Annotated in this window: 16 protein-coding genes; 5 read left to right on the top strand and 11 right to left on the bottom strand. The window is 46.1% G+C overall.

Translation table 11 applies throughout. From position 1 onward, the window contains the following. Positions 1-8: 8 nt before the first annotated feature. The 4 genes from DXN04_RS26235 to DXN04_RS26220 all read right to left on the bottom strand — a co-directional run bounded on the left by DXN04_RS26235 (position 9) and on the right by DXN04_RS26220 (position 6,924). Complete coding sequence (locus tag DXN04_RS26235; protein ID WP_116856368.1) at positions 9-1,367, bottom strand: RagB/SusD family nutrient uptake outer membrane protein; 1,359 nt, start codon at positions 1,365-1,367, stop codon at positions 9-11. Then, entirely contained in the window at positions 1,367-4,903 is a 3,537-nt protein-coding gene (locus tag DXN04_RS26230; RefSeq protein WP_158569156.1) for a SusC/RagA family TonB-linked outer membrane protein, read from the bottom strand. Before DXN04_RS26230 ends, DXN04_RS26235 begins: the two co-directional genes overlap by 1 nt. Before the next feature lie 248 nt (positions 4,904-5,151). Continuing rightward, on the bottom strand, positions 5,152-6,285 hold the full coding sequence (locus DXN04_RS26225; protein ID WP_116856366.1) for a FecR family protein: 1,134 nt from the start codon (positions 6,283-6,285) through the stop codon (positions 5,152-5,154). Positions 6,286-6,339: 54 nt separating this feature from the next. Further along, positions 6,340-6,924 carry an RNA polymerase sigma factor gene (locus DXN04_RS26220; RefSeq protein ID WP_158569154.1) on the bottom strand — a complete coding sequence of 195 codons (585 nt, stop codon included), beginning with the start codon at positions 6,922-6,924 and terminating at the stop codon, positions 6,340-6,342. A 302-nt stretch (positions 6,925-7,226) separates the two neighbouring features. On the opposite strand from DXN04_RS26220, the gene DXN04_RS26215 reads away from it, so the two are divergent. From DXN04_RS26215 to DXN04_RS26205, 3 genes are all read left to right on the top strand, one after another. Then, the gene (locus DXN04_RS26215) at positions 7,227-8,021 is read left to right on the top strand and encodes a HipA family kinase (RefSeq protein ID WP_116856364.1); all 795 of its coding nucleotides are present in this window, start codon (positions 7,227-7,229) and stop codon (positions 8,019-8,021) included. Beyond that, positions 7,999-8,382 carry a DUF3037 domain-containing protein gene (locus tag DXN04_RS26210; RefSeq protein WP_116856363.1) on the top strand — a complete coding sequence of 128 codons (384 nt, stop codon included), beginning with the start codon at positions 7,999-8,001 and terminating at the stop codon, positions 8,380-8,382. Before DXN04_RS26215 ends, DXN04_RS26210 begins: the two co-directional genes overlap by 23 nt. A 173-nt stretch (positions 8,383-8,555) precedes the next feature. Beyond that, positions 8,556-9,287 (top strand): T9SS type A sorting domain-containing protein, encoded by a 732-nt coding sequence (locus DXN04_RS26205; RefSeq protein ID WP_116856362.1) that lies wholly within the window; start codon positions 8,556-8,558, stop codon positions 9,285-9,287. Here DXN04_RS26205 and DXN04_RS26200 read toward each other — a convergent pair. Then, positions 9,273-11,633, bottom strand: a complete 2,361-nt coding sequence (locus DXN04_RS26200) for a GAF domain-containing protein (RefSeq protein WP_116856361.1) — start codon at positions 11,631-11,633, stop codon at positions 9,273-9,275. The genes DXN04_RS26205 and DXN04_RS26200 overlap by 15 nt on opposite strands. A gap of 79 nt (positions 11,634-11,712) precedes the next feature. Here DXN04_RS26200 and DXN04_RS26195 point away from each other — a divergent pair, with 79 nt between their 5' ends. Further along, positions 11,713-12,888, top strand: coding sequence for a serine hydrolase domain-containing protein (locus DXN04_RS26195; RefSeq protein WP_116856360.1), 1,176 nt, complete (start codon positions 11,713-11,715; stop codon positions 12,886-12,888). Here DXN04_RS26195 and DXN04_RS26190 read toward each other — a convergent pair. Next, positions 12,874-14,121 carry an alkaline phosphatase family protein gene (locus DXN04_RS26190; protein ID WP_116856359.1) on the bottom strand — a complete coding sequence of 416 codons (1,248 nt, stop codon included), beginning with the start codon at positions 14,119-14,121 and terminating at the stop codon, positions 12,874-12,876. The two genes, DXN04_RS26195 and DXN04_RS26190, sit on opposite strands and share 15 nt — an antisense overlap. 207 nt (positions 14,122-14,328) lie before the next feature. Here DXN04_RS26190 and DXN04_RS26185 point away from each other — a divergent pair, with 207 nt between their 5' ends. Further along, positions 14,329-16,239 (top strand): glycosyl hydrolase family 8, encoded by a 1,911-nt coding sequence (locus tag DXN04_RS26185; RefSeq protein WP_116856358.1) that lies wholly within the window; start codon positions 14,329-14,331, stop codon positions 16,237-16,239. Between the two features lie 41 nt (positions 16,240-16,280). Here the strand turns inward: DXN04_RS26185 and DXN04_RS26180 are convergent, their stop codons facing one another. From DXN04_RS26180 to DXN04_RS26160, 5 genes are read right to left on the bottom strand one after another with little or no spacing between them, the layout of a single operon-like run. Next, the gene (locus DXN04_RS26180; RefSeq protein WP_116856357.1) at positions 16,281-18,719 is read right to left on the bottom strand and encodes a LamG domain-containing protein; all 2,439 of its coding nucleotides are present in this window, start codon (positions 18,717-18,719) and stop codon (positions 16,281-16,283) included. Positions 18,720-18,735: 16 nt separating this feature from the next. Further along, positions 18,736-19,194: a hypothetical protein gene (locus DXN04_RS26175; RefSeq protein WP_116856356.1), complete on the bottom strand. Its 459-nt coding sequence runs from the start codon at positions 19,192-19,194 to the stop codon at positions 18,736-18,738. Position 19,195: 1 nt separating this feature from the next. Beyond that, positions 19,196-20,050: a phage baseplate protein gene (locus DXN04_RS26170; RefSeq protein ID WP_116856355.1), complete on the bottom strand. Its 855-nt coding sequence runs from the start codon at positions 20,048-20,050 to the stop codon at positions 19,196-19,198. Further along, a complete protein-coding gene (locus DXN04_RS26165; RefSeq protein WP_116856354.1) occupies positions 20,047-20,532 on the bottom strand; it encodes a hypothetical protein in 486 nt (161 codons plus the stop codon). Before DXN04_RS26165 ends, DXN04_RS26170 begins: the two co-directional genes overlap by 4 nt. Further along, a complete protein-coding gene (locus DXN04_RS26160; RefSeq protein ID WP_116856353.1) occupies positions 20,529-21,371 on the bottom strand; it encodes a nucleotidyltransferase in 843 nt (280 codons plus the stop codon). The genes DXN04_RS26165 and DXN04_RS26160 overlap by 4 nt, the downstream gene beginning before the upstream one ends. Between the last annotated feature and the right edge of the window lie 15 nt (positions 21,372-21,386).

Raw genomic sequence — 21,386 nt, 5'->3', positions numbered from 1 at the left:
GGTTATTGTTATTCTGGATTTTGTTGAATTTCCGGATTAAGCAGAATATACTTGTTGGCAATCGGGAAGACATAACGGTTGCTGTTTGGCAATAAGGTAGTGGTAACACCTTTGAAATCCCGGGTAATGGTGATCTGGTAAGCCGCGTCTTTGTTCAGGCGTTTCTGGTCAAACCATCTGAGACCTGTGCCGAAGAATTCTCTTCTTCTTTCAGCGATCACCAGTTGCATAGCTTCTGCACCATTAGCTGCACTTACAGCTGTATAGTCAGTTGTAGCAAAACGTTTTTCACGGATGGCATTGATCATGCTTACAGCAGTGCCGGCATCGTTGGAACGTGCTGCTGCTTCTGCTACGATCAGCATCATTTCAGGAACGTTTGGTCCCTGGTACATTTTGCTGTACTCACGGGTATAGGTATATCTCCAATAGCCGTAGCCGGTAAAAGCAGGACCAAAAAAGCTGCCCGGTCTTACAAAAAGTTTGTACCGCAGGTCACTGGTACCCAGCAATGTGAGCAGCGCAGTGTCCAGCTGGATGCCCTGGTAATAACCATTGCTTACCTTAGAGAAGATCACTTCAGGATCATTGAGGCGTTGCGGGAAAGAAGCAGTGCTGGTCTGGTAGTTGCGCAGGTCCAGCAGGCCATTTTGCAATGCCAGCGCTTTTTCCGCATAACTGCGGGCTTTGTCAAACTGTCTTACACTGAGGTATACTCTTGCGAGTACCGCATAAGCACCTGCTTTGGAAGGACGTGTGTTATAATCAGGCAGATCAGGCAATGCAGCTACTGCTGCCAGCAGATCGTTCAGGATCAGGTCATAGGCATCCTGTACAGAACCTCTTTTCAGACTTGCATACAGGTTAGTGCTGACAACCATCGGCACACCCAGGTCAGCAGCTGCTGTGGTGCTGTCATATTGTTTAGCATAGGTATTCACGAGCACCCAATAGGTAAATGCGCGGTGTACCTGTGCTTCGGCATAGATCTGTTTTTTATCGGCATCAGTACCTTTTTCGCTGGTCAGCACACCTTCCAGCGTCAGGTTACTGTTATAAATAGTTTTGTACATTTTATCCCAGTCAGCATCAGCCTGTGTATCAGACCAATATTGACTTTTCCACTGGTAAGCATTGTAATTGATATCCGTCATCTGTGTCTGCTTGTTAGCATCCAATACACGGGTATCATCACAGGAATAGATCTGTAAACCAAATACACTTTCCATTTCACCGGTGTTATCCATCAGCGCCCTGTAATCGCTGGTATAGGTCATAGTACGTGTACCAATCTGGTCGATCTCCACGTATTTGCGGCAACCTGTGGCTAACAGTGCAACCGCTATATAGAAAATTACTTTTTTCATTAGAATGATGCATTAATGTTAAACAAATAGCTGGTCACCGGAGGAGCGCTGTAAAACTGGCTGCTGTTATTCAGGTACTGCGGATCATACTTCTCCTTATTCGCCACCCAGATCATGCCCAGGTTGCGCACATTACCACTGATGGAAAGACTCTTGATCACTTTCTTAGGCAGCATAGACTGCGGGAAATGATAGCCCAGGGAAATCTGCTGCAGGCGGATATTATCTCCACTTCTTACCAGTTTATCAGAGAATTGGTAACGGCTGAAGCTATTGTAGTTCAGATTATCCAGACCCGGTACGATGGTATGCGCCTCATCACCTGCAGTACGCCATCTGTGGGCAAAGTCTTCCTGACGACCCAGGGTACCATAGAAAGAAGAGTATTGCGGATAACCATTGATAGAAGGCTTGATGAACTTACCACCAAAGTAATAAGCGATCTGTACCTGCAGGTCAAAGTTTTTATACCTGAAGCTGTTGTTCAAACCACCAAAGTAAGGCGCTGATTTCACACCTACGTATTTCATATCTGCCATACTGAAAGTAGATGGAATTGCTTCTGTACTCTTAATAATTTTATTGTCCTTGTCGAGGATCTGTGTCTGACCGGTTTCGTCCAGACCTGCTGAACGATATACGAACATACCTCCCACCGGGTAATTATTTACGATGGCAGAGCCACCTAACAAATTGTATACAGCGAGATTATCATATCTGCTATCTGTCACTTTATTATTGCTGTATGCAAAATTGAATCCGGTGTTGAAGGTGAAATCTTTCTTATCCAGCCAGGTAGCATTCAGCGCCAGTTCAATACCATGGCTTTGCATTTTGCCGGAGTTAAAGTAGAGATAAGACCAGCCATAAGTACTGTTATAAGGTTGGTTTACAGCGATACCGTTGCTCCATTTATGATATACATCGATGCTCGCAGTAAGGCGGTTATTCCAGAAACCAAGATCCAGCCCACCATTCAGGGTACGGGTAGTTTCCCATGTCAGGCCCTGGTTAGCAGGATTACTGATGGTACCATAAGGCAGGTTGGTATTAGGATCTGTATTGCCCAGGTTCACGATTGCCTTGTTGTAACCTGACAATGGCACCGCACCACCAGTACCCAGTGTAGCTCTCAGGCTCAGGTTGCTCAGCCATGAATAGGGTTGCAGGAAAAATTCCTGTTGTGCATTCCACTTGGCACCTACAGACCAGAAAGGTTTCGCACGTTTACTGCGGTCTATACCTAAGAGGGTATAATCATCGAAACGAACACTACCAGATACATCGTACTTCGATTTGTAGTTATAGGCAACATTACCGAAGTAGGACAGGTAACGGTTTCTTTGCTCTGTAATGCTACTTACGTTATTACCCAGCTGTTGTGTATAACCATACATGGTCATATTATATACAGTAGGATTGACTGCACCAAAAGTATTCGCATCTGCATCATAACCATAGCGGGTCACATTGTCACCCTTCGTATAGGCCTGACGGATTTCAGTACCCGCCAGCGCATTAATATGATGATCCGTATGAATCGCTTTACTGAAGTTCAGTTGACCGCGCAGGGCATATTCGCTGTTTAACTGGTTTGCGAGATAGTAAGTACCACCATAAGGAATGCTATACACGGGTCTGTGTGTAGTAGAAGATATAGTGGTATAGGTGTTCATGAGCATGCGGCCTGCATAACTATCTATTGTATTGATCGTGCTTATTGTGCTGTTAAAGCGCTGGTACTGGCCAGATACAGCTGCATTGAGCCATGGAGTAAGCTGCACATTGATACCTGAGTTGAAACGGGCAGTAGTAGTTCCTGTCCTGGTATTACTATAGTTCAACTCCTGAATAGCGTTATAGGTAAAGGGTAAATAGCCAATATTTGTAAGACTGTCACTGAACTCAGGGCGGAATAAAATACTACGTTTAATCAGGCTACCGTCACTATTTACCAGCATATCGTACGGACGCAGGGAGGTTGTGGTAGCACCCAGTGCATCCATTGCAGCCAGGTTGGTAGTCAAATTACTGATCTGGTATTGGATATTCGTAGTGAGTGTCACCCTGTTGTTCCAGAATTTGTTGGTCAGGTTGGCAGTCAGGTTGGTATTGTTACCATTGTTACTTTTATAGATAGGATTATCCCTGTTATGGTTAACAGCGATGTAGTATGAGTTCACTTCATTTCCACCGGATACAGATAAGTTATACTGTTGGGAAATCGCTTCGCGCAACAGGTATTTCCTGATCTGTCCTTCGTTATTACGTTTAGAGATTTCGTCAATAGCAGCATTTGCTTCTGCCTGTGTTACTTCGCCACGCTGTGCTTTGAAGAGCCATTCCTGTACTTCACTTGGATTTTGGGTATACAAAGGCTGGTAGTAAGGGCTTTGCTTACTATCGGTAATGAATCCTTTATTCACCAGGTCCTTTTCCAGGTCCACATATTCAGCAGTGCTCATCCAGTGTAATTTGGAGAACTTAGGTGCAGAGGCCATACCGACAGTGGTAGAGAAATTCAGTGTAGGTATGCCTCTCTTACCATGTTTTGTTGTGATTACGATTACCCCATTTGCACCCTTAGCACCCCATACGGAGGTCGCTACGGCATCTTTCAGGAAAGTAATCTGATCGATATCCGCAGGATTGATAGAGGACAGGATCGCATTGTTCGACATAAGGGAATTACCTCTTGTAGTCAGTGTCTGCTTGTCGCCGATAGCTACCATTGGGAAACCATCTATTACAATCAGGGGTTCAGAACCGGTAGCATATGTATTGGTACTCCTGATCTGTACAGTACCTGCGTTAGGATCTACCTTTACACCGGCTACTTTACCTTCCAGGCGTTGCAGGATGTCGACAGCAGGTACTTTTGCCAGGTCCTCTGCAGTGGTCACACCATAGGAACCGGTGGCTCTTTCTTTGGAGATGGTCTGATAACCTGTAGATACGCTCACGGTTACTTCATCTACATTGATCACCTGTCTTTTCATGGTGATATCCAGTTTGGTACTGTTGCTAATCTTTACCTCCTGGGGTTCAAAACCCACGAAAGTAACCACCAGTACATCACCCACATTGGCATTCAGGTCGAAATAACCTTTGCTGTTGGTGATTACAGATACAGGACCATTTTTCACTTTTACCGTTGCACCTTCGAGCGGATAGCCATTCTCTGCATGCACAATACCTTCTACAGGTACAGAAGTAATCACTTCAGGTTCACCTGGCAGTTTCACTTTTTTGCTTACAAAGATGGTCTGCTCACGGATCAGGTATTGCAGGGATTGATTTTTGAAGATCTGGTCCAGGAACTGGTTCAGCGGCATATTAGTGGCTGCAACCGATACCGGGGCAGCTTCAGATAATAACTGACGGTCACAGAATACAAGGTATCCTGTTTGAGTACGTATAGTGGAAAATGTTTTCTCCAGCGGAATATTATTGCCGGACATTGTCACTGATTGAGATCGGCCATTTGCATATACCCCCATGAATGCAATGGTCATTAATACGATGGTTAGCTTCATAACTAACATGATTTTGGCAGACAACCGGCTTCCATAAAGCCGGTAAAAAGGCATGACACGGTCGGCCCGGTCACAAAAAGCAATTTTTTGCATACCTTGCATTTGGTTTGGTTGATTGAAAAATTCAGTTGTCCCTAAATAATTGTCTATTCAGTGCATCCAGACCTTAACCGCTCAGAATCCTACCTCTGGGCGGTTTTCAGTTTAGACGGACTTATATTGAAAAACAATTCACATGTTTGTGGTGTTCACGGTAACACGATCAGACGTTTACCCTCAATTTTAAAATGCACTCCTGACAATTTTAATCCTTCCAGTACCTGTGCCAGGCTTAGATTACGACCAATTTCGCCGTAGAACCTGGTGCCTGGAATTCCCTGTTCATAAACGACCTCGATATCATACCATCTGGCCAGCTGGCGCATGACCGCCTCTACTCCCAAATCATCAAAGTTGAAGACCCCATCTTTCCAGGCTGTAACCTGGGCTGTATTTATATGACTGTTCACTGTTATGCCATCGTTGACCTGTGCCTGTTGGCCCGGTTGCAATACAACCGCGGAGGCACCTTTGTTCACCCTGATGCTACCCTGTATCAGCGTGGCGTTGATTTGCTTTTCGTCGGTATAGGCATTGAGATTAAACTGTGTGCCCAGTACCTGTACTTTTAGCTGGTCTGCTACTTCTACCACAAAAGGATGTTCGGCATCTTTTGCTACATCGAAGAAGGCTTCACCGGAAATCGTAACGATTCTTTCCCTGCCATTAAAAGCAGTAGGATACTTGAGGGAACTCCCTGCATTGAGCCATACAGTGGTGCCATCCGGCAATACCAGTTTGAACTGCCTGGCATTGGGCGTACGGATCATATTATAGCTCGTGGCGGCAGCTTTTTCTGCATTGTAACGCAGACTACCGTTTTGTAAGGTTACCGTGGTACCATTCTGGTTGGCAATCACCCCATTGCCGGTGCTGTCGAGGGCTATGACCTGACCATTGGCAAGGGTGAGCACGGCCCCGTTTTTGCCGGGCTGAACATCATTCACTTTTGCAGCTACGATGGGTGGTATGGATCTGCGTTGTGGTTTAAAAACATACCAGGCAGTGGTGCCCAGCAGAATGATGGCCGCAGCGGCAGCGGCACGGCGCAGGATTGGCATTTTCCTGACTACCGCTTTTTTATGTTGTAAACGCTCCTCCAGTGATGAGAGGAATGCCGGCGACGCGGGTACATAATCCACCTCCCCTGCCTGTTGCAGGATACGATGGAACGATGCTGACCCTACCTCAGCATACCAGCTAAAAAAAGCCAGCTCTTCCGTTTCGGTCAGTGTACCGTTCCTGTATTTATGAATCAAATGGATGATCTGCTCGTCGCTCATATACTAGAGACGAACTCGTGAAAGATTCGTATACGCCTTTTTTTGATTTTTTTTTTAGCGCCCCCTGGACCAGAGGATCAGTAGGAAGGTAAAAACGCCACCATGCTCATTCAGGAGCTTTTTGAGGGTATGAAAGGCCGTGTAAAAATGTTTTTTGACGGTCACGACAGCTATGCCACATTGTGCTGCTATTTCTTCAAAACTAAGGCCCTCCTGGGTGCGGAGCAGGAAGATTTCCTTTTTCTGGGGATCGAGGGTATCGATAGCCCGGGTAGCAATGTCGTGGTATTCTTTGTAGACTAACTGGTGGTCGCCCCCGGTGGTGGCAGCATCCTGCTGGTGCACGATGGCATCTATGGCTTTCAGGTGCACTTTTTTCCGTCTTAAATGATCGAAAAGAAGGTTTTTGGCTACCCGGAAGGCGTAGTCTTCGAATGAACGAACCAGTAATAGTTTCTCTTTTGTTTTCCAGATCCGGAGAAAGGTCTCCTGCAGGATTTCGTCACTTTCCTCCCTATCCTGGGTGATGAAGGTAATGGCTACCTGCAGACGGGGGTAATGATGGGTATATAAATAACCATATGCCAGCTGATTACCGTCTGCCGCTTCCCGTACCCATGTTGTGAATTGATCCGTCAAATGAAATATGAAAGAAATTATTGTGCAAGATACATCTAAAATGATTGTTGTAATAATGAAATCATATAGATATCCTGCTCATAAGCCGGGGGTATTCCGCCAATAACCCGCCTCTTTTAGAATGCGGGTCATAGGCGGCTTATAGGCGGATTACCTGCGGGTTATCTGCGGAATATCCCTATTGAAAGGTACAAGGAACGGGCCTTTAGGTCTATCTTTTCCCCGGACTTCCATCAGGCCGGTATTGTACCCAATACCTGTCGATACACCTCATCGAGCGCTGAATTCATTAACTTGCGGATATGAATCAACAACCTGAGCTTAGAACCGTTAGCGTAACAAGATATGTAACGCCGCTTCGGGAAGGCGGCTCTCTCCCCGCCATCGCCGAGGCTGATGATGGCTTTTTATACGTACTGAAATTCCGGGGAGCCGGACAAGGTATTAAAGCCCTGATCGCCGAATTGATAGGAGGAGAAATTGCCCGCGTAATAGGGCTTAAAATGCCGGAAATCGTATTTGCCACCCTGGATAGTGCCTTTGGCCGTACCGAACCTGATGAGGAAATACAGGACCTGCTGAAGGCCAGCGTTGGCCTGAACCTGGGTGTCCATTACCTTTCCGGTTCCGTCACCTACGATCCGGTGGTTACTAAAATAGAACCAGCCCTGGCTTCCCGTATTGTATGGATGGACTGTCTGCTCACCAATGTAGACCGTACCCCCCGCAACACAAATATGCTCATGTGGCACCGGGAGCTTTGGCTCATAGACCATGGCGCATCCCTGTACTTTCACCACAACTGGAGTAACTGGGAGGAGTCAGCCAGGAAACCTTTTGTCCAGGTCAAAGACCATGTACTTTTGCCACAGGCCAGTATGATTGCCGAAGCTGATGCCCAGCTGCGTATCCTGCTCACACCTGAAAAGATCAGGGCTATTGTCAACCTGATCCCTGACGAATGGTTGCAGGAATGGCCTTCCGGCGAATCGCCGGAGCAGGTGAAACAGGTGTATTATCAATTCTTAACCACACGCTTAGCTGCGTCCGAAATATTTGTAAAAGAAGCACAACATGCAAGAGAAGCACTTATATGAGTATGCTGTCATTCGCGTAGTTCCCAGTGTAGTACGCGAGGAGTTCCTCAATATAGGTGTGATCCTGTATTGTAAACAACAGCGTTACCTGCAAACCCTGTATACTGTTAATGAGGAAAAGATCCGATGCCTGGCACCGGAATTTGATATGGAGGAACTGAAGGCCTACCTGGCTGCCTTTGAAAAAATTGCGGCAGGGGTACCTGAAGGAGGCCCTATTGCAAAACTGGACCTGCCCTCCCGGTTCAGGTGGCTCACAGCTACGCGAAGCACTGTCATTCAATCATCTAAAATTCATCCGGGACGCTGTGGAGATCTCCCCGGAACATTGCAGCGCTTGCATGCACAATTAGTTTTATAATAAAAAATTATTTACTACGTTATAATACAGCGGTGGCTGAAAAGTAAATTTATGGGAATATCCTGAGCGTAATTTTGTTTACATCATTCTCAGCTTATCCCCTTTACTTTTGATCCGGCCGCTGTACTGTTTTATTCCATATCTCTTATTGACCTGATATTACAAACCTATCCATGAAACTTTATTGTTTATACTGCATATCGATGCTGATGGCGATCTTGTCTGTACATGCACAGGATACCATTCCCCCTGCACCTGTTGGCAGCACTATTTACCTGGTCAATGATGTCTGGCTCATGTCTGCCGCTGACAAGTATGGTCCTATGAAATGCGATCATACTACCATCAGCGCCTCCGAACAATTTGTAGTTGTAGATGCCGGCGACAGCACTATTGCCCTGCAGGGTAGCAATGGCCGCTATGTGACCGCAACCAGTCCAATGCGCTGTACCAGTACAGTCATAGATCATAATGCCCGCTTTAAATGGGTTGGCCTTGGTACTAATACTGTGGCGCTGCAAAATCTAAAAGGAGAATTTGTGTTCATGGAAAGCAGGCTCCTGAGCCTGAACTGCAGTGGCACTGCAATTAATGCCGGCAGCACCTTTACCTGGAGCGCCGTCTCCATGTCGCCACAGGAAGAGAAATCGGAAACTGCCAACCTGAATGTATTCCCGAATCCCGCTTCCGGCAATGTCAATATCAAATACGCCCTGCCAACGGCAGCCGAAGTATTGATTGAGTTTTACAACAGCAGGGGTGCTTTGGTGAAATCTTTCCTGGGTGGATTACAGGAAGGAACGACCCGGCTAAATGTAGGCATTGCCGACCTGGAAAAGGGCATGTATATCGTACGGCTGACTTCAAAGGGTATTAAAGAAACGAAGAAGTTAATCGTTCAGTGAGCCCTCATACATCACGCCTACACGCAATGCCTTGAGACCGCTCAGCCCCTGAAGGTCTTCCAGCACCAGGTATTCAAGATCATTACAGAGGGTATGTTTTTCCTGCAGGTATTCAATGAAAGGCAGGTAGTCTTCCACATCCTTGTCATCGAAATAGATCAGCACAATTTTATCAGGCTGTGTCAGGCGTTCTTCTGTATTCCTGATGTGCACTTTATCAATCCGTTTCTTGATCATCTGGTAACGGATGTTGTAAGCCCCTTCCACATCAAAGCGTCTTTCGTCTGCCCTGAAACTGATATCGATAGTATGATTATGAACGAAAATGAGCTGGGTGGTGCGTAATACCTTTGGCATTTCCGGCAGCAGGGAACGGGTAATGCGGGCGATGGCTGCCATACTTGACAATTGCCAGAGACGCAGGTTCTTTAAGTGAAAATGATTGAAGGGATGATGTGGCGCTATCGACTGACCAATGTATGCATCGTACTCTACCCCATCTGTCCTGAACTTTTCAAAATAGCAGGGGTACAGACTCTGTAACTGGTTTTTCTCATGTTCAAAATATTCATTGACCGCTTCATTGATCATCTGCATGGATACTTCCAGTGCATACTTTTCGCCGGTAGTGCTGTTGCTGAAAGCATCCAGTACTTTCAGGTATTCATCTACGAGGCGTTTAGTGTCCGGGTGCTGCCCGGCAAGGTGATTGAGGAAAGGGGTCGTTTCCTTTCTCAAAAAAGTATTTAGTTTATCTTCATCATTGGCATACAACTGGTCCGATGCCAGGATCTCCTGCCATTTGCAGCATTTATAAATCATTTCTTCCAGCAGTGAAGACGGATAGCTCTCCTGTAAGGTGGTCAAAGTACCCCTCAGCAATGACAGGTGAGCATCCAGGTCGGCTACAATCGCCTTGTTCCGCTCTATGGTAGAGTTACGGATATCTACGGCTCCATATAATGGATAAACATTGTCAAAATGGATACTGAATTCCTTCTCAGGTAAATGACGTTTTCTATCATGCAGGTATTGCCAGGCCACTTCATTGAATTTCCATTGCACTGCTGGCTGGATAGAAGTGAACTTTTCTTTGATGATGCATTCTATCTCGTAGTTGAACTCATCTATATAAATCTGCAACAAGCGCCCAATGGCTGCCATAGCAGGTTGTAACAATACAACTATCTTCTCATCAAAGCTCGCGTCTTTCCAGGTGTGAATGGCCACGACACCTACCGGTGTATGATTGTGAAAGACCGGTATCAGTGCGAGAGAGCGTACCCCCAATTTGCGAAAGTGATCCAGGTAATCATGTCGTTGTTGCTTTTCCGAAAAAATATCCGGGGAGAAAAAGAAAGATGGATTGGAGAAATATCCTTTAGCCTGCCTGCGGAATACTTCGGGAGATACGCGCCCCTCGCCCCATACTTCGAAGAGGATGCCGGTACCACCTTTGACATAGCCATATACAGGTTCATTGTTGACTCTTACAAAGGGAAAGAGATCAAACTCAATCTGGTTATTTTTCACCAGCGTCTTCAGGGATTTGATGACGTATTTATAGTTCTCATCGTCATTGGCAGGCGTGCGGTTCAGGCGTACTTTCTCAATATTTTCAATTGCCTTTTCGGCAGTAATATCTGTGAGGTTCAGGATACAGATTCCTCTTATTTTAAAGAGGGAAAGGGGCAGCATTTCCAGCAGGATATCATAGCCTTCCCCTTCGCTCATACGCATATAGAGTTCACTGAAATCCAGTTCGGGCAAGGGACCTTTGGCTGTCACTTCCAGGTAATCCATATTGATCCGCATGGCATAATATTGCAGTAGGCCGGTAGAGATATTGACACCGGCATGTACATCGGGCAATTGCGTGGGGGCCTGGAAGTTATACAGCTTCTGCAATAGGAATGAGTATAATAACTTAAGCCGGTCGCGATCATAATCCTCCTGGGTTTTAGTCGTGACGTAGATATCATGGTCATTCCGGCGGTTGCGCATCAGTTCATAAAACAGGGTCGTACCATAAAAGATGACAGGCTGGAAAGGCATATTCATGGCCCATGCCAGCACCTTTTCATCCGTCATGGCGGGCGAAAGGCAGGCGTACACCTGTTCCAGAAAAGGCTCGTATTTATCGATCTCCGCCAGGGGGATCTCTTCCTGTGAGAGGTGGTATTGCTCATAGGTTGCCAGCACCTGCTCATACAGGGCTTTCTTTACCGTTTGTTCGTTGTTGATCCTTTCACGAAGGTGGTTGATAAACGGCTGAAATGAGATGGCAGTATCCAGTTCGATGCTGGTTACCTCAATCCCCGATACATCCAGAGTTATTTTTTCCATTGCACTTTGAAGATAGCGAAAACCTATATACGTATAGCAAATTTGGCACCATACATTCAATCTTTCTTATCTTGCGCATATGAAATCACCTATCCTTCTTATCCTGCTCATAAGCTTATCCTGGCACAGCATCGCCCAATCCAGGCAGGGGTATTTTCCGCCCCGGAGCGAATGGCAGCAAAAGGCACCTAAAACCCTGGGCCTTGACCCGGTAAAACTCGATTCGGCCATTGTTTTTGCGATTCAAAATGAATCAAAGGCACCAAGAGATATGGCGCTGGCACAGGCTATTTCTTTTGGGAAAGAACCATTTAGTGCAGGCATCGGCCCCTTTGCAGAACGCGGCGCAGCAACCGGTATCATTGTTTACAAAGGTTATATCGTGGGTACCTGGGGCGAACCATCCAGGGTAGATATGACGCATAGCGTGACCAAGAGCTTTCTGAATGCGGTGATTGGCGTAGCGGTAGATAAAGGGCTCATCCATAGTGTGAACGATACGGTGGCAGATTACGTCCCTCCTGTCGAGGTGTATGGCAGCGGGGAATTGATCTATCCATTTGCCAGCCCACATAACCGTTCCCTGACGTGGGATGTTATGCTCCGCCAGACGAGTGACTGGGAAGGCACCCTCTGGGAAAAACCTGATTGGGCAGATAGACCGGAAGGGAATTATAGTGAATGGAAAACCAGGGCCAGGCATACCCCCGGCACGGTGTGGAAATATAATGATGTACGAGTGAATGCGCTGGCACTGGCAGCGACGAATGTGTGGCGGCAGCCATTGCCACAGGTCCTGAAGGTACAAATCATGGATCCGATTGGGGCATCAAATACCTGGCGATGGTATGGATACAAAAACTCGTGGATTGTGCTGGATGGAACAGCTGTTCAGTCTGTAAGTGGTGGTGGTCACTGGGGTGGCGGTATGTTTATCAATGCTTATGACATGGCGAGGTTTGGTTTGCTGACCTTACACAGGGGCAACTGGAACGGGCAGCAGTTACTCTCCGAACAATGGGTGAAACAGGCACTGACACCAACGACTGCGAATACAGGATACGGATATATGAACTGGTTCCTGAATACGGATCAGAAAATGTTGCCCAGTGCGCCGGCAAGTGCTTTTGTACATGTGGGGAATGGAAGTAACCTGATTTATGTAGACCCGGAGCATGATCTGGTAGTGGTAATGAGGTGGATAGAGTACAAAGCAATGGATGAAATGGTCAGGAGAGTTTTACTTGCTCTTTAATATTGGTTGTAATATTTCAAGTTGTCCATCTACAGGCGCTTCGATTTTTAAACCTAAGATCTCAGCTACCAGCGGATACACGTGTATATTGGCAAATGTACCAATCCGCTGGTGTGCTTTGAAGGCAGGGCCCCAGGCCATGAACACGGCATTCATGTCAGTCAGGTTATTATCAAATCCATGATGACCGGCATGCTGTTTTTTTATGGTGGGTTGTGCGAAAATATAATAGGGGTCAGGGACTAAAACGATATCACCGATACGGTTATATTTATCTTCAGTACCATAATGCCATCTTGCCTGCATTTCGTTTTTCCTGTATACCCTGAAGTGTTCTTCATGAGATTTGTAGTAGGCATATGCTGCATTTACTTTTGCAGTATCATCGCTATAGAGCATCACCTTCTCCCCTCCCCAGGATATTTTCAATCCCATATCTTTCAGCTGGATCAGGTTTACTGTATCTACAGCAGCCATACCATGGTCAGAAACTATGATATAATTAACCGGCAGCTTCAGTGCACTTACAGCCTTCACCATTTTTCCGATGCTTTCATCTACAAATTGCACCTGTTCTTTTACCTGTGCCGATTCAGGGCCATAGTTGTGCCCGGCGTGATCCACTTCAGGGAAATAGAAAGTGATCAGGTGAGGCCGCTGTGCTTCCGGTAGTTTCAGCCAGTTTACGACAGATTGAATACGACTGTCGATGCCGGTTTTCTCCTGGTAGCGATAAGAATAAGTAGGGCGTATATTTTGAATAGGACTTTCCGAACCTACCCAGAAATAACTGGCGCTTACCATATGTTGCTTCTCTGCCAGCACCCACAGCGGGGTTCCGCCATACCAGGTACCATCCTGCACGGCATCCCTGTTTTTCATTTCGTAGGACTGTTTGCGATTCCTGTCATAAAATGAATTATCCACCAACCCATGATGAGAGGGATATAATCCTGTGACCAGCGTATAGTGATTCGGGAATGTAAGGCTTGGATAGGAAGGCTGCATAGCTGTGGCTTTCACGCCTTCGCCGGAGAGTGCTAATAAATTCTTTGCCTGGTACTTCTCTGCATAATCGTACCTGAAACCATCGATAGAGATCATGACGACATAAGGCTTGGCTTCCTGCTCTTTACTGTTGGCTCGTCCTTGTACAATCTGCTGGGTCGTATCCTGTGCAAAAGCGAACTGCATTGATAACAAAATCAGCATCGCCAGGGCAATGTGTTTCATACTGGTTTAGATTTCCTGAGTTGCAAAGGTCGGGAGAAAATGGTAATTAACCAGTTAAATCAGGTTAAGGTATGTTTATTTTGCATTCGTTTGCAAATTCCCTATTTTTAGAATGACTATACTGAAGAGAACTGCCATAATTATTTGAAAACCTTTAAAAATTCCGGTAAACCTATATCAACTTCAGTCACCCTTAAAATTAACCACATGATCCTACGATCTGCTATTTTGGCGATCAGCGCATGCTGTATTGTCAATAGTTATGTACAAGCGCAAAACAAACCTTTTCCACAGGCAGTCAGCTATGCCAATTGTATTAAACCCAGTAATGTGACGCAGGCTTCGATGAATGCAAGTGTCGCAAGTTATTACGACTATTGGAAATCAAAGTATGTAAAAACATTATCCACGCTTCCCGGCGGCTATTATATCAAGGGAGAGATCAGTGGAGATGCAGACGGCTACACGCCCCTGGGTTCCTCTGAAGGCCAGGGTTATGGTATGGTGATCACCGTACTGATGGCAGGTCATGACCCCAATGCAAAAACCATCTTTGATGGTTTATTTAAAACAGCCAGGGCATTTCACAGTTCTATCAATTCCAATCTCATGGGTTGGGTAGTCGCTGATGCCACAGGGGCACAGGGCCATTTTGACTCTGCTACAGATGGAGATATTGATATCGCGTATTCGCTCATTCTGGCCCATTACCAGTGGGGTAGCAATGGAACGATCAACTACCTCAACGAAGCAAAGAAAATGATCACAAACGGGTTAAAAGTAGCCAATGTAACCAGTACGAACCGGCTGAACCTGGGCGACTGGGATGGCAAGAGTGCACTTAATACCAGGCCGTCTGACTGGATGTTGAGTCACCTGCGGGCCTTTTACCAGGAGACGGGAGACGCTACCTGGCTGAACCTGATCAATAACCTGTATAGCGTGTACAATTCTTTTACAGCTACTTATTCTCCTAATACAGGACTGATCTCTGACTTTGTGGTAAAGAATCCACCGGAACCTGCTCCGCAGAATTATATCGATGAAGGACCGCAGACAAATGAGTACAATTACAATGCATGCCGCGTACCATTGCGGGTAGTGATGGACTATGCGATGTATGGATCTGCCAATGCATATACGCTGGCGAATAAAATGGCTGCATGGATTATTACCAAGACGGGTGGAAGCCCTTCCGCTATCAAGGATGGATATAAATTAAATGGCACTACCACCGGTTCCGACCCTGAGGCTGTTTTTGTAGCGCCATTTGTAGCTGCGTCAGTAGTGAATAGCAGCAATCAGTCTTTTTTGAATAGCGGCTGGACGTTTTTGACGACTAAGAAATCGGGGTACTTCAGTGACTCCTACAGTTTACTTTGCCAGCTGTTTATTTCCGGCAACTGGTGGAAACCTGAGGCTACTGCAGTTACCTGTGTACCTGTAAGTGCAAGTGCGGATGATGGGAATGTAGCAGCGAATGTGCTGGATGGGAGTCTGAATACAAGATGGTCTGCATCAGGCGACGGGCAATATTTACAGTTTTGCCTGGATGCTGCTACCACTGTGACAGGTGCGGATATTGCATTCTACCAGGGGAATACAAGGGTAGCTACTTTTGATCTCCTGACCAGTACTGATGGTAGCACCTGGGCAAATGCGGCTACTGGTCTCAAGAGTAGCGGTACTTCGCTGGCATTGGAGAGTTTTAGTATCACACCGGTAAATGCGAAATATGTTCGTATTCTGGGTCATGGAAATAGTGTGAACGCATGGAATAGTATTACCGAGGTGAAGATTAAAAAAGCCGGCAGTAGCAAGACGCTGGCTGTTGCGAAAAAAGCGGCTGTCACCTCAGAACAATTATCTGTCGTCAATGCCTATCCAAATCCATTTTCTCAGGATATGACGGTACAGTTTACACTGCAGGATGCAGGGCAGACTTCACTGGTCGTGTATGCAATGGATGGACATGCCGTGCAGGTACTTGCAAATGAGATCTTGAGTGCAGGGCAGTATGTACGTACTTTTAACGGAGCGAAGATACCTGCAGGTGTGTACTTATTGAAACTTGTCCATAACGGGAAAATGATCAATAAGAAGATTGTGAAGCATTAAAGATAAACAAGGCTGCTGCACCGGACAGCAGCCTTGTTTTACTACATAGGTACGTAAGGGAATCGATACAAGCCTTCAAAAGGTTCGGTCTCTCCTATTAAACGGTTCGTACCACCCGCTACAGTGTCTGTGAATGGGGTGAATGCCACTCTTTTTACTGTCATGGTCTGGTGATGCCAGGCAGCAGGACCCGCAGATAATTTTTCCGGATCCGTTAACCAAGGCGAATTTGCCAGTGGTGCGGATGGGAAAGATAAACCGAATGAGAACCTGCCGGCGATATCAGGTACGAAAGAATTATTGGTCTGAATCAATACACCATCGATGTAGTATTCCACCCTGTTTGCATACCAATCCATTCTGAATTCATGGTATGCATCGTCCCATACATCTTTGCCAATGGATGCACGCATTTCAAGGAACTCTTCCATGTTAGGTACGCTGACTGGATTTAGCGTAAAGCCCACACCTTCACCCAGTTCACCTTTTGAATTGATGATCTTCAGCTGGTCCCTCCGGGGTTGTTTCAGATACTGGACATCATTACTGAACTTTGTCCAGCTGGTAGCCAGTTTCGGCGATGCAGGTGTATTCAGCTGCCAGGTACCGTTGACCACGTCCGTGTCATTTTGAATGATCACTTTCAGACCGGCGTAAGGATACAAATAAGTAGCCTGGAGGAGCTCACTCATTGTATTAAAAATATACACGGCGTTATTGGCAGGGAGCTCCATGCCAAATTCGTTCTTCTCTCTTACATAGAAGCCCTCTGGGTCCAGGGTAGATCCCTGGCCATGTAAACCATTGCTAAGAGCTGTTTGGTAATAAGGATCCTGGAACCTGGCAGTGGCATGATGATAGAGCCTGAAGAAAGGAGATACACCAGTCAGTTTGGGTAATTTTGCTTCTACTATAAAACGGCCATAACCATAATATTTCTTTGATGTCACAGCAGCGCCTACACGTGTTTTCCAGGATTCGCCCAGCAAGGGATCACCGGGCACCTCATGTTTCTTCGTTGTACCATTCGTATCAAGCCCCTGCACAAGGCCGTTATACCAATCCCCGTGGGCTTCCAGGGTGAGCAGGCCATCTTTGAAATAAACATTTTGAGGCACTACCCCACCATCTGCACCGCCATCCCTGTTTTCACCTAAGGCATTATATTCCGACTGAAATGCATCCACGGGATCATAGGTCTCAGTGGGCTGGGTAAAATCAATATCATAGGCACTGCCGGCTTTGGTCACAGCGTTTACATAGATCTTAACAGGTGCAGTTGTTTCATAATTATTCATTACATAAAAATTATACCCACCTGCAGGCAGTGTTTGTGGCAGTGTAAAGCTTATCTTATTTTCATTTACTGCGATTAGATTTTCGTGTGGTATGGCTAAAATACTTGCCGTATTGCCGGTACTCTGCAAATAACCTACGGGAGCACTTAGGTTATAAAAAGTACCATCTGTGAATGGGCTCACTAAGCCTGCTACATACAGATTTCTGAAAATCCCCTTTCCATTGTAACCTGTCCCTACACTGGCAGCACCGACTGTTAATGGGGATGCCGCACTGAGAGTCGGGAAAAAAATCGCGGCGTTTGTAACGGTATTGGTTATAGTATTACCATTCAGATAATTATAGTACAGGGACGTTGGATTATTGGGGTTTGAGTTTGGATTGGCATAATGTCCTACCAGCACATTGTTCCAGCTATCAGGAACAACGGTTCCTATCGCTGTAACAGTTACTGTTGAAGAATTGTATTTATGCTGGAACACTACTTTTTTGCTGGTATTGTCTACATACACCAACAGGCCATTGCCACTTGCATCCATTGAGGACAGTAAGGGCCATGTGCCGCTTGTGCCCAGATCTGCTGATGCTACATAAAAATAAACACCAAGCCCATAATTATAGGAGGCGTTGTTAGTGACGATGGCAGGTATGTTCAGATCAGGTACAAACATTTTATCCGTCTGGCAATCGATATACATACCTGTATATCCCAGAGCTTTTTTAAGTATAGCATTACCTGCCACCTGGAGATTGCTATGGCTACCCAGCAGATCCCTGAAATCGTTTTCTACCGAATAAAATGCTATACCATCCGGAGGTACCATACCTGTGTAGAAACTTCCTTCTGTTTTGACACCATCTATCCTGGAATTAGGCATGTATTCATTACCGGCAGGGGCAAACACCAATTCATTTGGCGTGTTATACACCACATCCAGCTTCCCTCCAAACACATTCGCGTTTGTTAATCTGAATACATATGGCGTATTATTATCCAGGCCTTTTATAGTTACCGGGTTCACCACCGTACCATTCGTCAGTACAAACAGGCTGTCTGTAACCAGTGTATAGCTATCAGCATTATCCGGCGCATCCTGCTTGCGATAGCTCAGGCTCAGTGTCTGTGGACTACCCGGTGCATTGCCTTCGGCCCACTTCACTTTTTTCAGCTCAATATTCATTTACTAATTTTTAAATTTATACATAGTCATCAATTTCTACATCTTCCATTGCGCCAGGGCTGCCGGTTACCGAAGGTCTGATCATATACAACCTGAACCATGCATTGGTTGTATCGTCATACTTCTCGTACACCTCACCACCCTGCGTAATGGAAGGACATATCACCTGTGTACCTTTGCCTGCGTCAGGGTACTGGGCATTCAAATAATCATCAGACAGGGAAATCGTTACATCCGTTCTCCATATTTTTTTCATGGAGCCTGCTATTTCCAGGAAGCGCTGGTAGAGTGTATTGAAAGCTTCAAAATCAGCCTTATTATCCAGCAGCGTGCGCAAGCCGGCGATATTATCAATGCCGATTGCATCTTCGGATCTGTGAAGGAAGCTGTCCATCCAATCCCAGAACTGATCCTGGGTAGGATAAGCACCTGTCTGAAACCATCCTTTTAGTTTATTACGTTCGCGTATTGCCATGTTATTTTATTTTCATGATGTAGAGAGTAGCGATGTATGGCGGGCGGTTTTCGTGCGGTTGGTCTCCACCTGCAGTAGCCATACCCGCATTATAGTTTCCGGCAAGCGGGAAATAACCTTCTGAGATACTATATATCCTTGTCAGTAAACTTCCGACCTGCTGACCTGTAACACTAAAGTTGTGTGTATGTTTAGGCATTTGCGACTCCGTCAGGGTAATGGTTTCAGCACCACCGGTTTTACCGACAGGACTATAATCTGTCCTGCTGGGGTCGTAACCAACGGGGAATCTACCCATCCTGTTTTTCGTACCATTGTTACCGTTACAGATCGCCCAGCCGTCTCTTTCGTTGATACCTAAACCGGTATTGGTGAAATTCGCTGATATGTATGTTGCATCACAGTCTACTTCAATAATATCCCCTTTCTTCCAGAGGCTGTTCAACTGTTGTGTAAATGATGCCTTCATGTTTGCAATCGTATCGCGCAGGCTTAGCAGGGTTTCTATCCGCTGCAGGTTGCCATAGTCAATACCACCGCTGGCAAAGCGGGCTCTCCTGGTGAAGTATACATTGCGTGTGATCTGATCGGCAAAACGCCTGCTTTCAGTAATTTCTTCTATTATCCAGGTAGACTGTTTCGGTCCTCCTATAAATGGCAGTAACTCCCCTTCATAACTGATCCATCCATCTGCTACATTGTTGCCTACTTCTTCCATGCCTGATACGATCACTCCACTCCCGATCAACCTGGAGATGCCTGCCAGCGAATCGTGGTAGGAAGACTGCATAAAGTCAAGCGTATACTGGGTCATGGGGAAACCACCCAGGTTTGTTAATTGTTCTATTTTGTTCATACTTTTTGAATTTTGTAGGCAATACCAGCCAGCTTATAGGTATCAATCAGTGCCGACATTTCAGCATCATTGTAGGGAACAGTGCCGGGCACCAAAACATAAAAGTCCACAGGTTCGTTGCCAATCTCAGATTCTGTAAAAATGTAAATGGGTTGTGCTTCTGATTCGGTATACAGGAATTTGGGCTTGGATTCCTCCTCCTGGTAGATCAGTGTCACTTCATTACTCACCGCATCTGCAATCCGGATGCCCCTGTTTGAACGGTCATACCTGTCATTCAGCAATTTCTCCATATACACTACCTGCGGTGTAATACTCAACCTGTACAGGTTCGCATCACGGTTACGCCTGTATTGCTGATAGAGCATATTGACAGGATAGGTGAGCGCATGCAACCAGGCAATGTGTACAACCTTCCTCAGGCGGGGTGGCATCAGTAACCTGACCAGCTTGTGATAGTTGATGTCGAAGATACTGCTCATTTGATGGTGCTTTGAGGGATAAAGGTGATGGTGAGGTCTTCTTCTTCCTGTACACGCAGGTAGCCGGCATCGGGGTTATACATCACAGGGATCGCTGAATAAGCCAGTGTACCATATTTGGCCTGTGCCTGTACGATATGTGGGATGACAACACCGTCCACCTGCTGCAGTGCATCGACCAGGTATGCAAGGACCAGCGTACCGTTGAAGGGCAAATTTTTCAGGTAATCCCTGATACGGTTACCTACCGGGTCAGGATTAGTTCCATCCAGCCGGGAGCCGTCACTACCCAATACCAGGGGATTGTAATAGATGATCAGTTCCAGTTTGAGGTTATCAGGCGGTAAGCTTTCCACGACAAGTGGTGTGATGCCGGCATCTTTAATCCTGTTCATGTATGTTTCGAATGATTCCAGCTGCTGGGCTGTAAGGGCATTCAGGTCGCCATCCACGATGCGCGCTACTTTCAAACGTAAGCCTTTGGATTGTTCTACGACTGCGCTGAAAGCAATGATCTTTTGTTCAGCAACCTGGTCGTCAGAGAGTGTTGAGTTATCATAATAATCCTCTTCGTAAGCCAGCTCTGATCCATACTGAAAATCTTTTGCCTTGTTTGCATACCAGCGAAGGCTGTGCGGGGCTTTTTCATTGATCAGGTTTGTCACTTCGGTCTTATGCAGATCAAAGAGATTTTCCAGCGCCCAGATACTTACGGCTACGATATAGGTCCAGAGCCGCCATACGGCTACCCTGCTACTGCTGTTGAGCGTAGAAAGTTCTGCGGTACCCGCTACCCGGCTGATGATATCATCCTGTATTTCGGTGATTGTTCTTGCCATAATAGTTTTAATTTT

The organism is Chitinophaga silvisoli (assembly GCF_003412465.1).
In the GTDB taxonomy this organism is placed as follows: domain Bacteria; phylum Bacteroidota; class Bacteroidia; order Chitinophagales; family Chitinophagaceae; genus Chitinophaga; species Chitinophaga silvisoli.
This window is presented reverse-complemented; position numbering and strand designations above follow the sequence as displayed.

Bases quoted from the DNA above. Each gene is read 5' to 3' on its own strand.
- DXN04_RS26230 (WP_158569156.1), bottom strand. From the start codon at position 4,903: ATGAAGCTAACCATCGTATTAATGACCATTGCATTCATGGGGGTATAT.
- DXN04_RS26200 (WP_116856361.1), bottom strand. From the start codon at position 11,633: ATGGAAAAAATAACTCTGGATGTATCGGGGATTGAGGTAACCAGCATC.
- DXN04_RS26215 (WP_116856364.1), top strand. From the start codon at position 7,227: ATGAATCAACAACCTGAGCTTAGAACCGTTAGCGTAACAAGATATGTA.
- DXN04_RS26185 (WP_116856358.1), top strand. From the start codon at position 14,329: ATGATCCTACGATCTGCTATTTTGGCGATCAGCGCATGCTGTATTGTC.
- DXN04_RS26165 (WP_116856354.1), bottom strand. From the start codon at position 20,532: ATGAGCAGTATCTTCGACATCAACTATCACAAGCTGGTCAGGTTACTG.
- DXN04_RS26205 (WP_116856362.1), top strand. From the start codon at position 8,556: ATGAAACTTTATTGTTTATACTGCATATCGATGCTGATGGCGATCTTG.
- DXN04_RS26160 (WP_116856353.1), bottom strand. From the start codon at position 21,371: ATGGCAAGAACAATCACCGAAATACAGGATGATATCATCAGCCGGGTA.
- DXN04_RS26235 (WP_116856368.1), bottom strand. From the start codon at position 1,367: ATGAAAAAAGTAATTTTCTATATAGCGGTTGCACTGTTAGCCACAGGT.
- DXN04_RS26190 (WP_116856359.1), bottom strand. From the start codon at position 14,121: ATGAAACACATTGCCCTGGCGATGCTGATTTTGTTATCAATGCAGTTC.
- DXN04_RS26180 (WP_116856357.1), bottom strand. From the start codon at position 18,719: ATGAATATTGAGCTGAAAAAAGTGAAGTGGGCCGAAGGCAATGCACCG.
- DXN04_RS26225 (WP_116856366.1), bottom strand. From the start codon at position 6,285: ATGAGCGACGAGCAGATCATCCATTTGATTCATAAATACAGGAACGGT.
- DXN04_RS26210 (WP_116856363.1), top strand. From the start codon at position 7,999: ATGCAAGAGAAGCACTTATATGAGTATGCTGTCATTCGCGTAGTTCCC.
- DXN04_RS26195 (WP_116856360.1), top strand. From the start codon at position 11,713: ATGAAATCACCTATCCTTCTTATCCTGCTCATAAGCTTATCCTGGCAC.
- DXN04_RS26170 (WP_116856355.1), bottom strand. From the start codon at position 20,050: ATGAACAAAATAGAACAATTAACAAACCTGGGTGGTTTCCCCATGACC.
- DXN04_RS26175 (WP_116856356.1), bottom strand. From the start codon at position 19,194: ATGGCAATACGCGAACGTAATAAACTAAAAGGATGGTTTCAGACAGGT.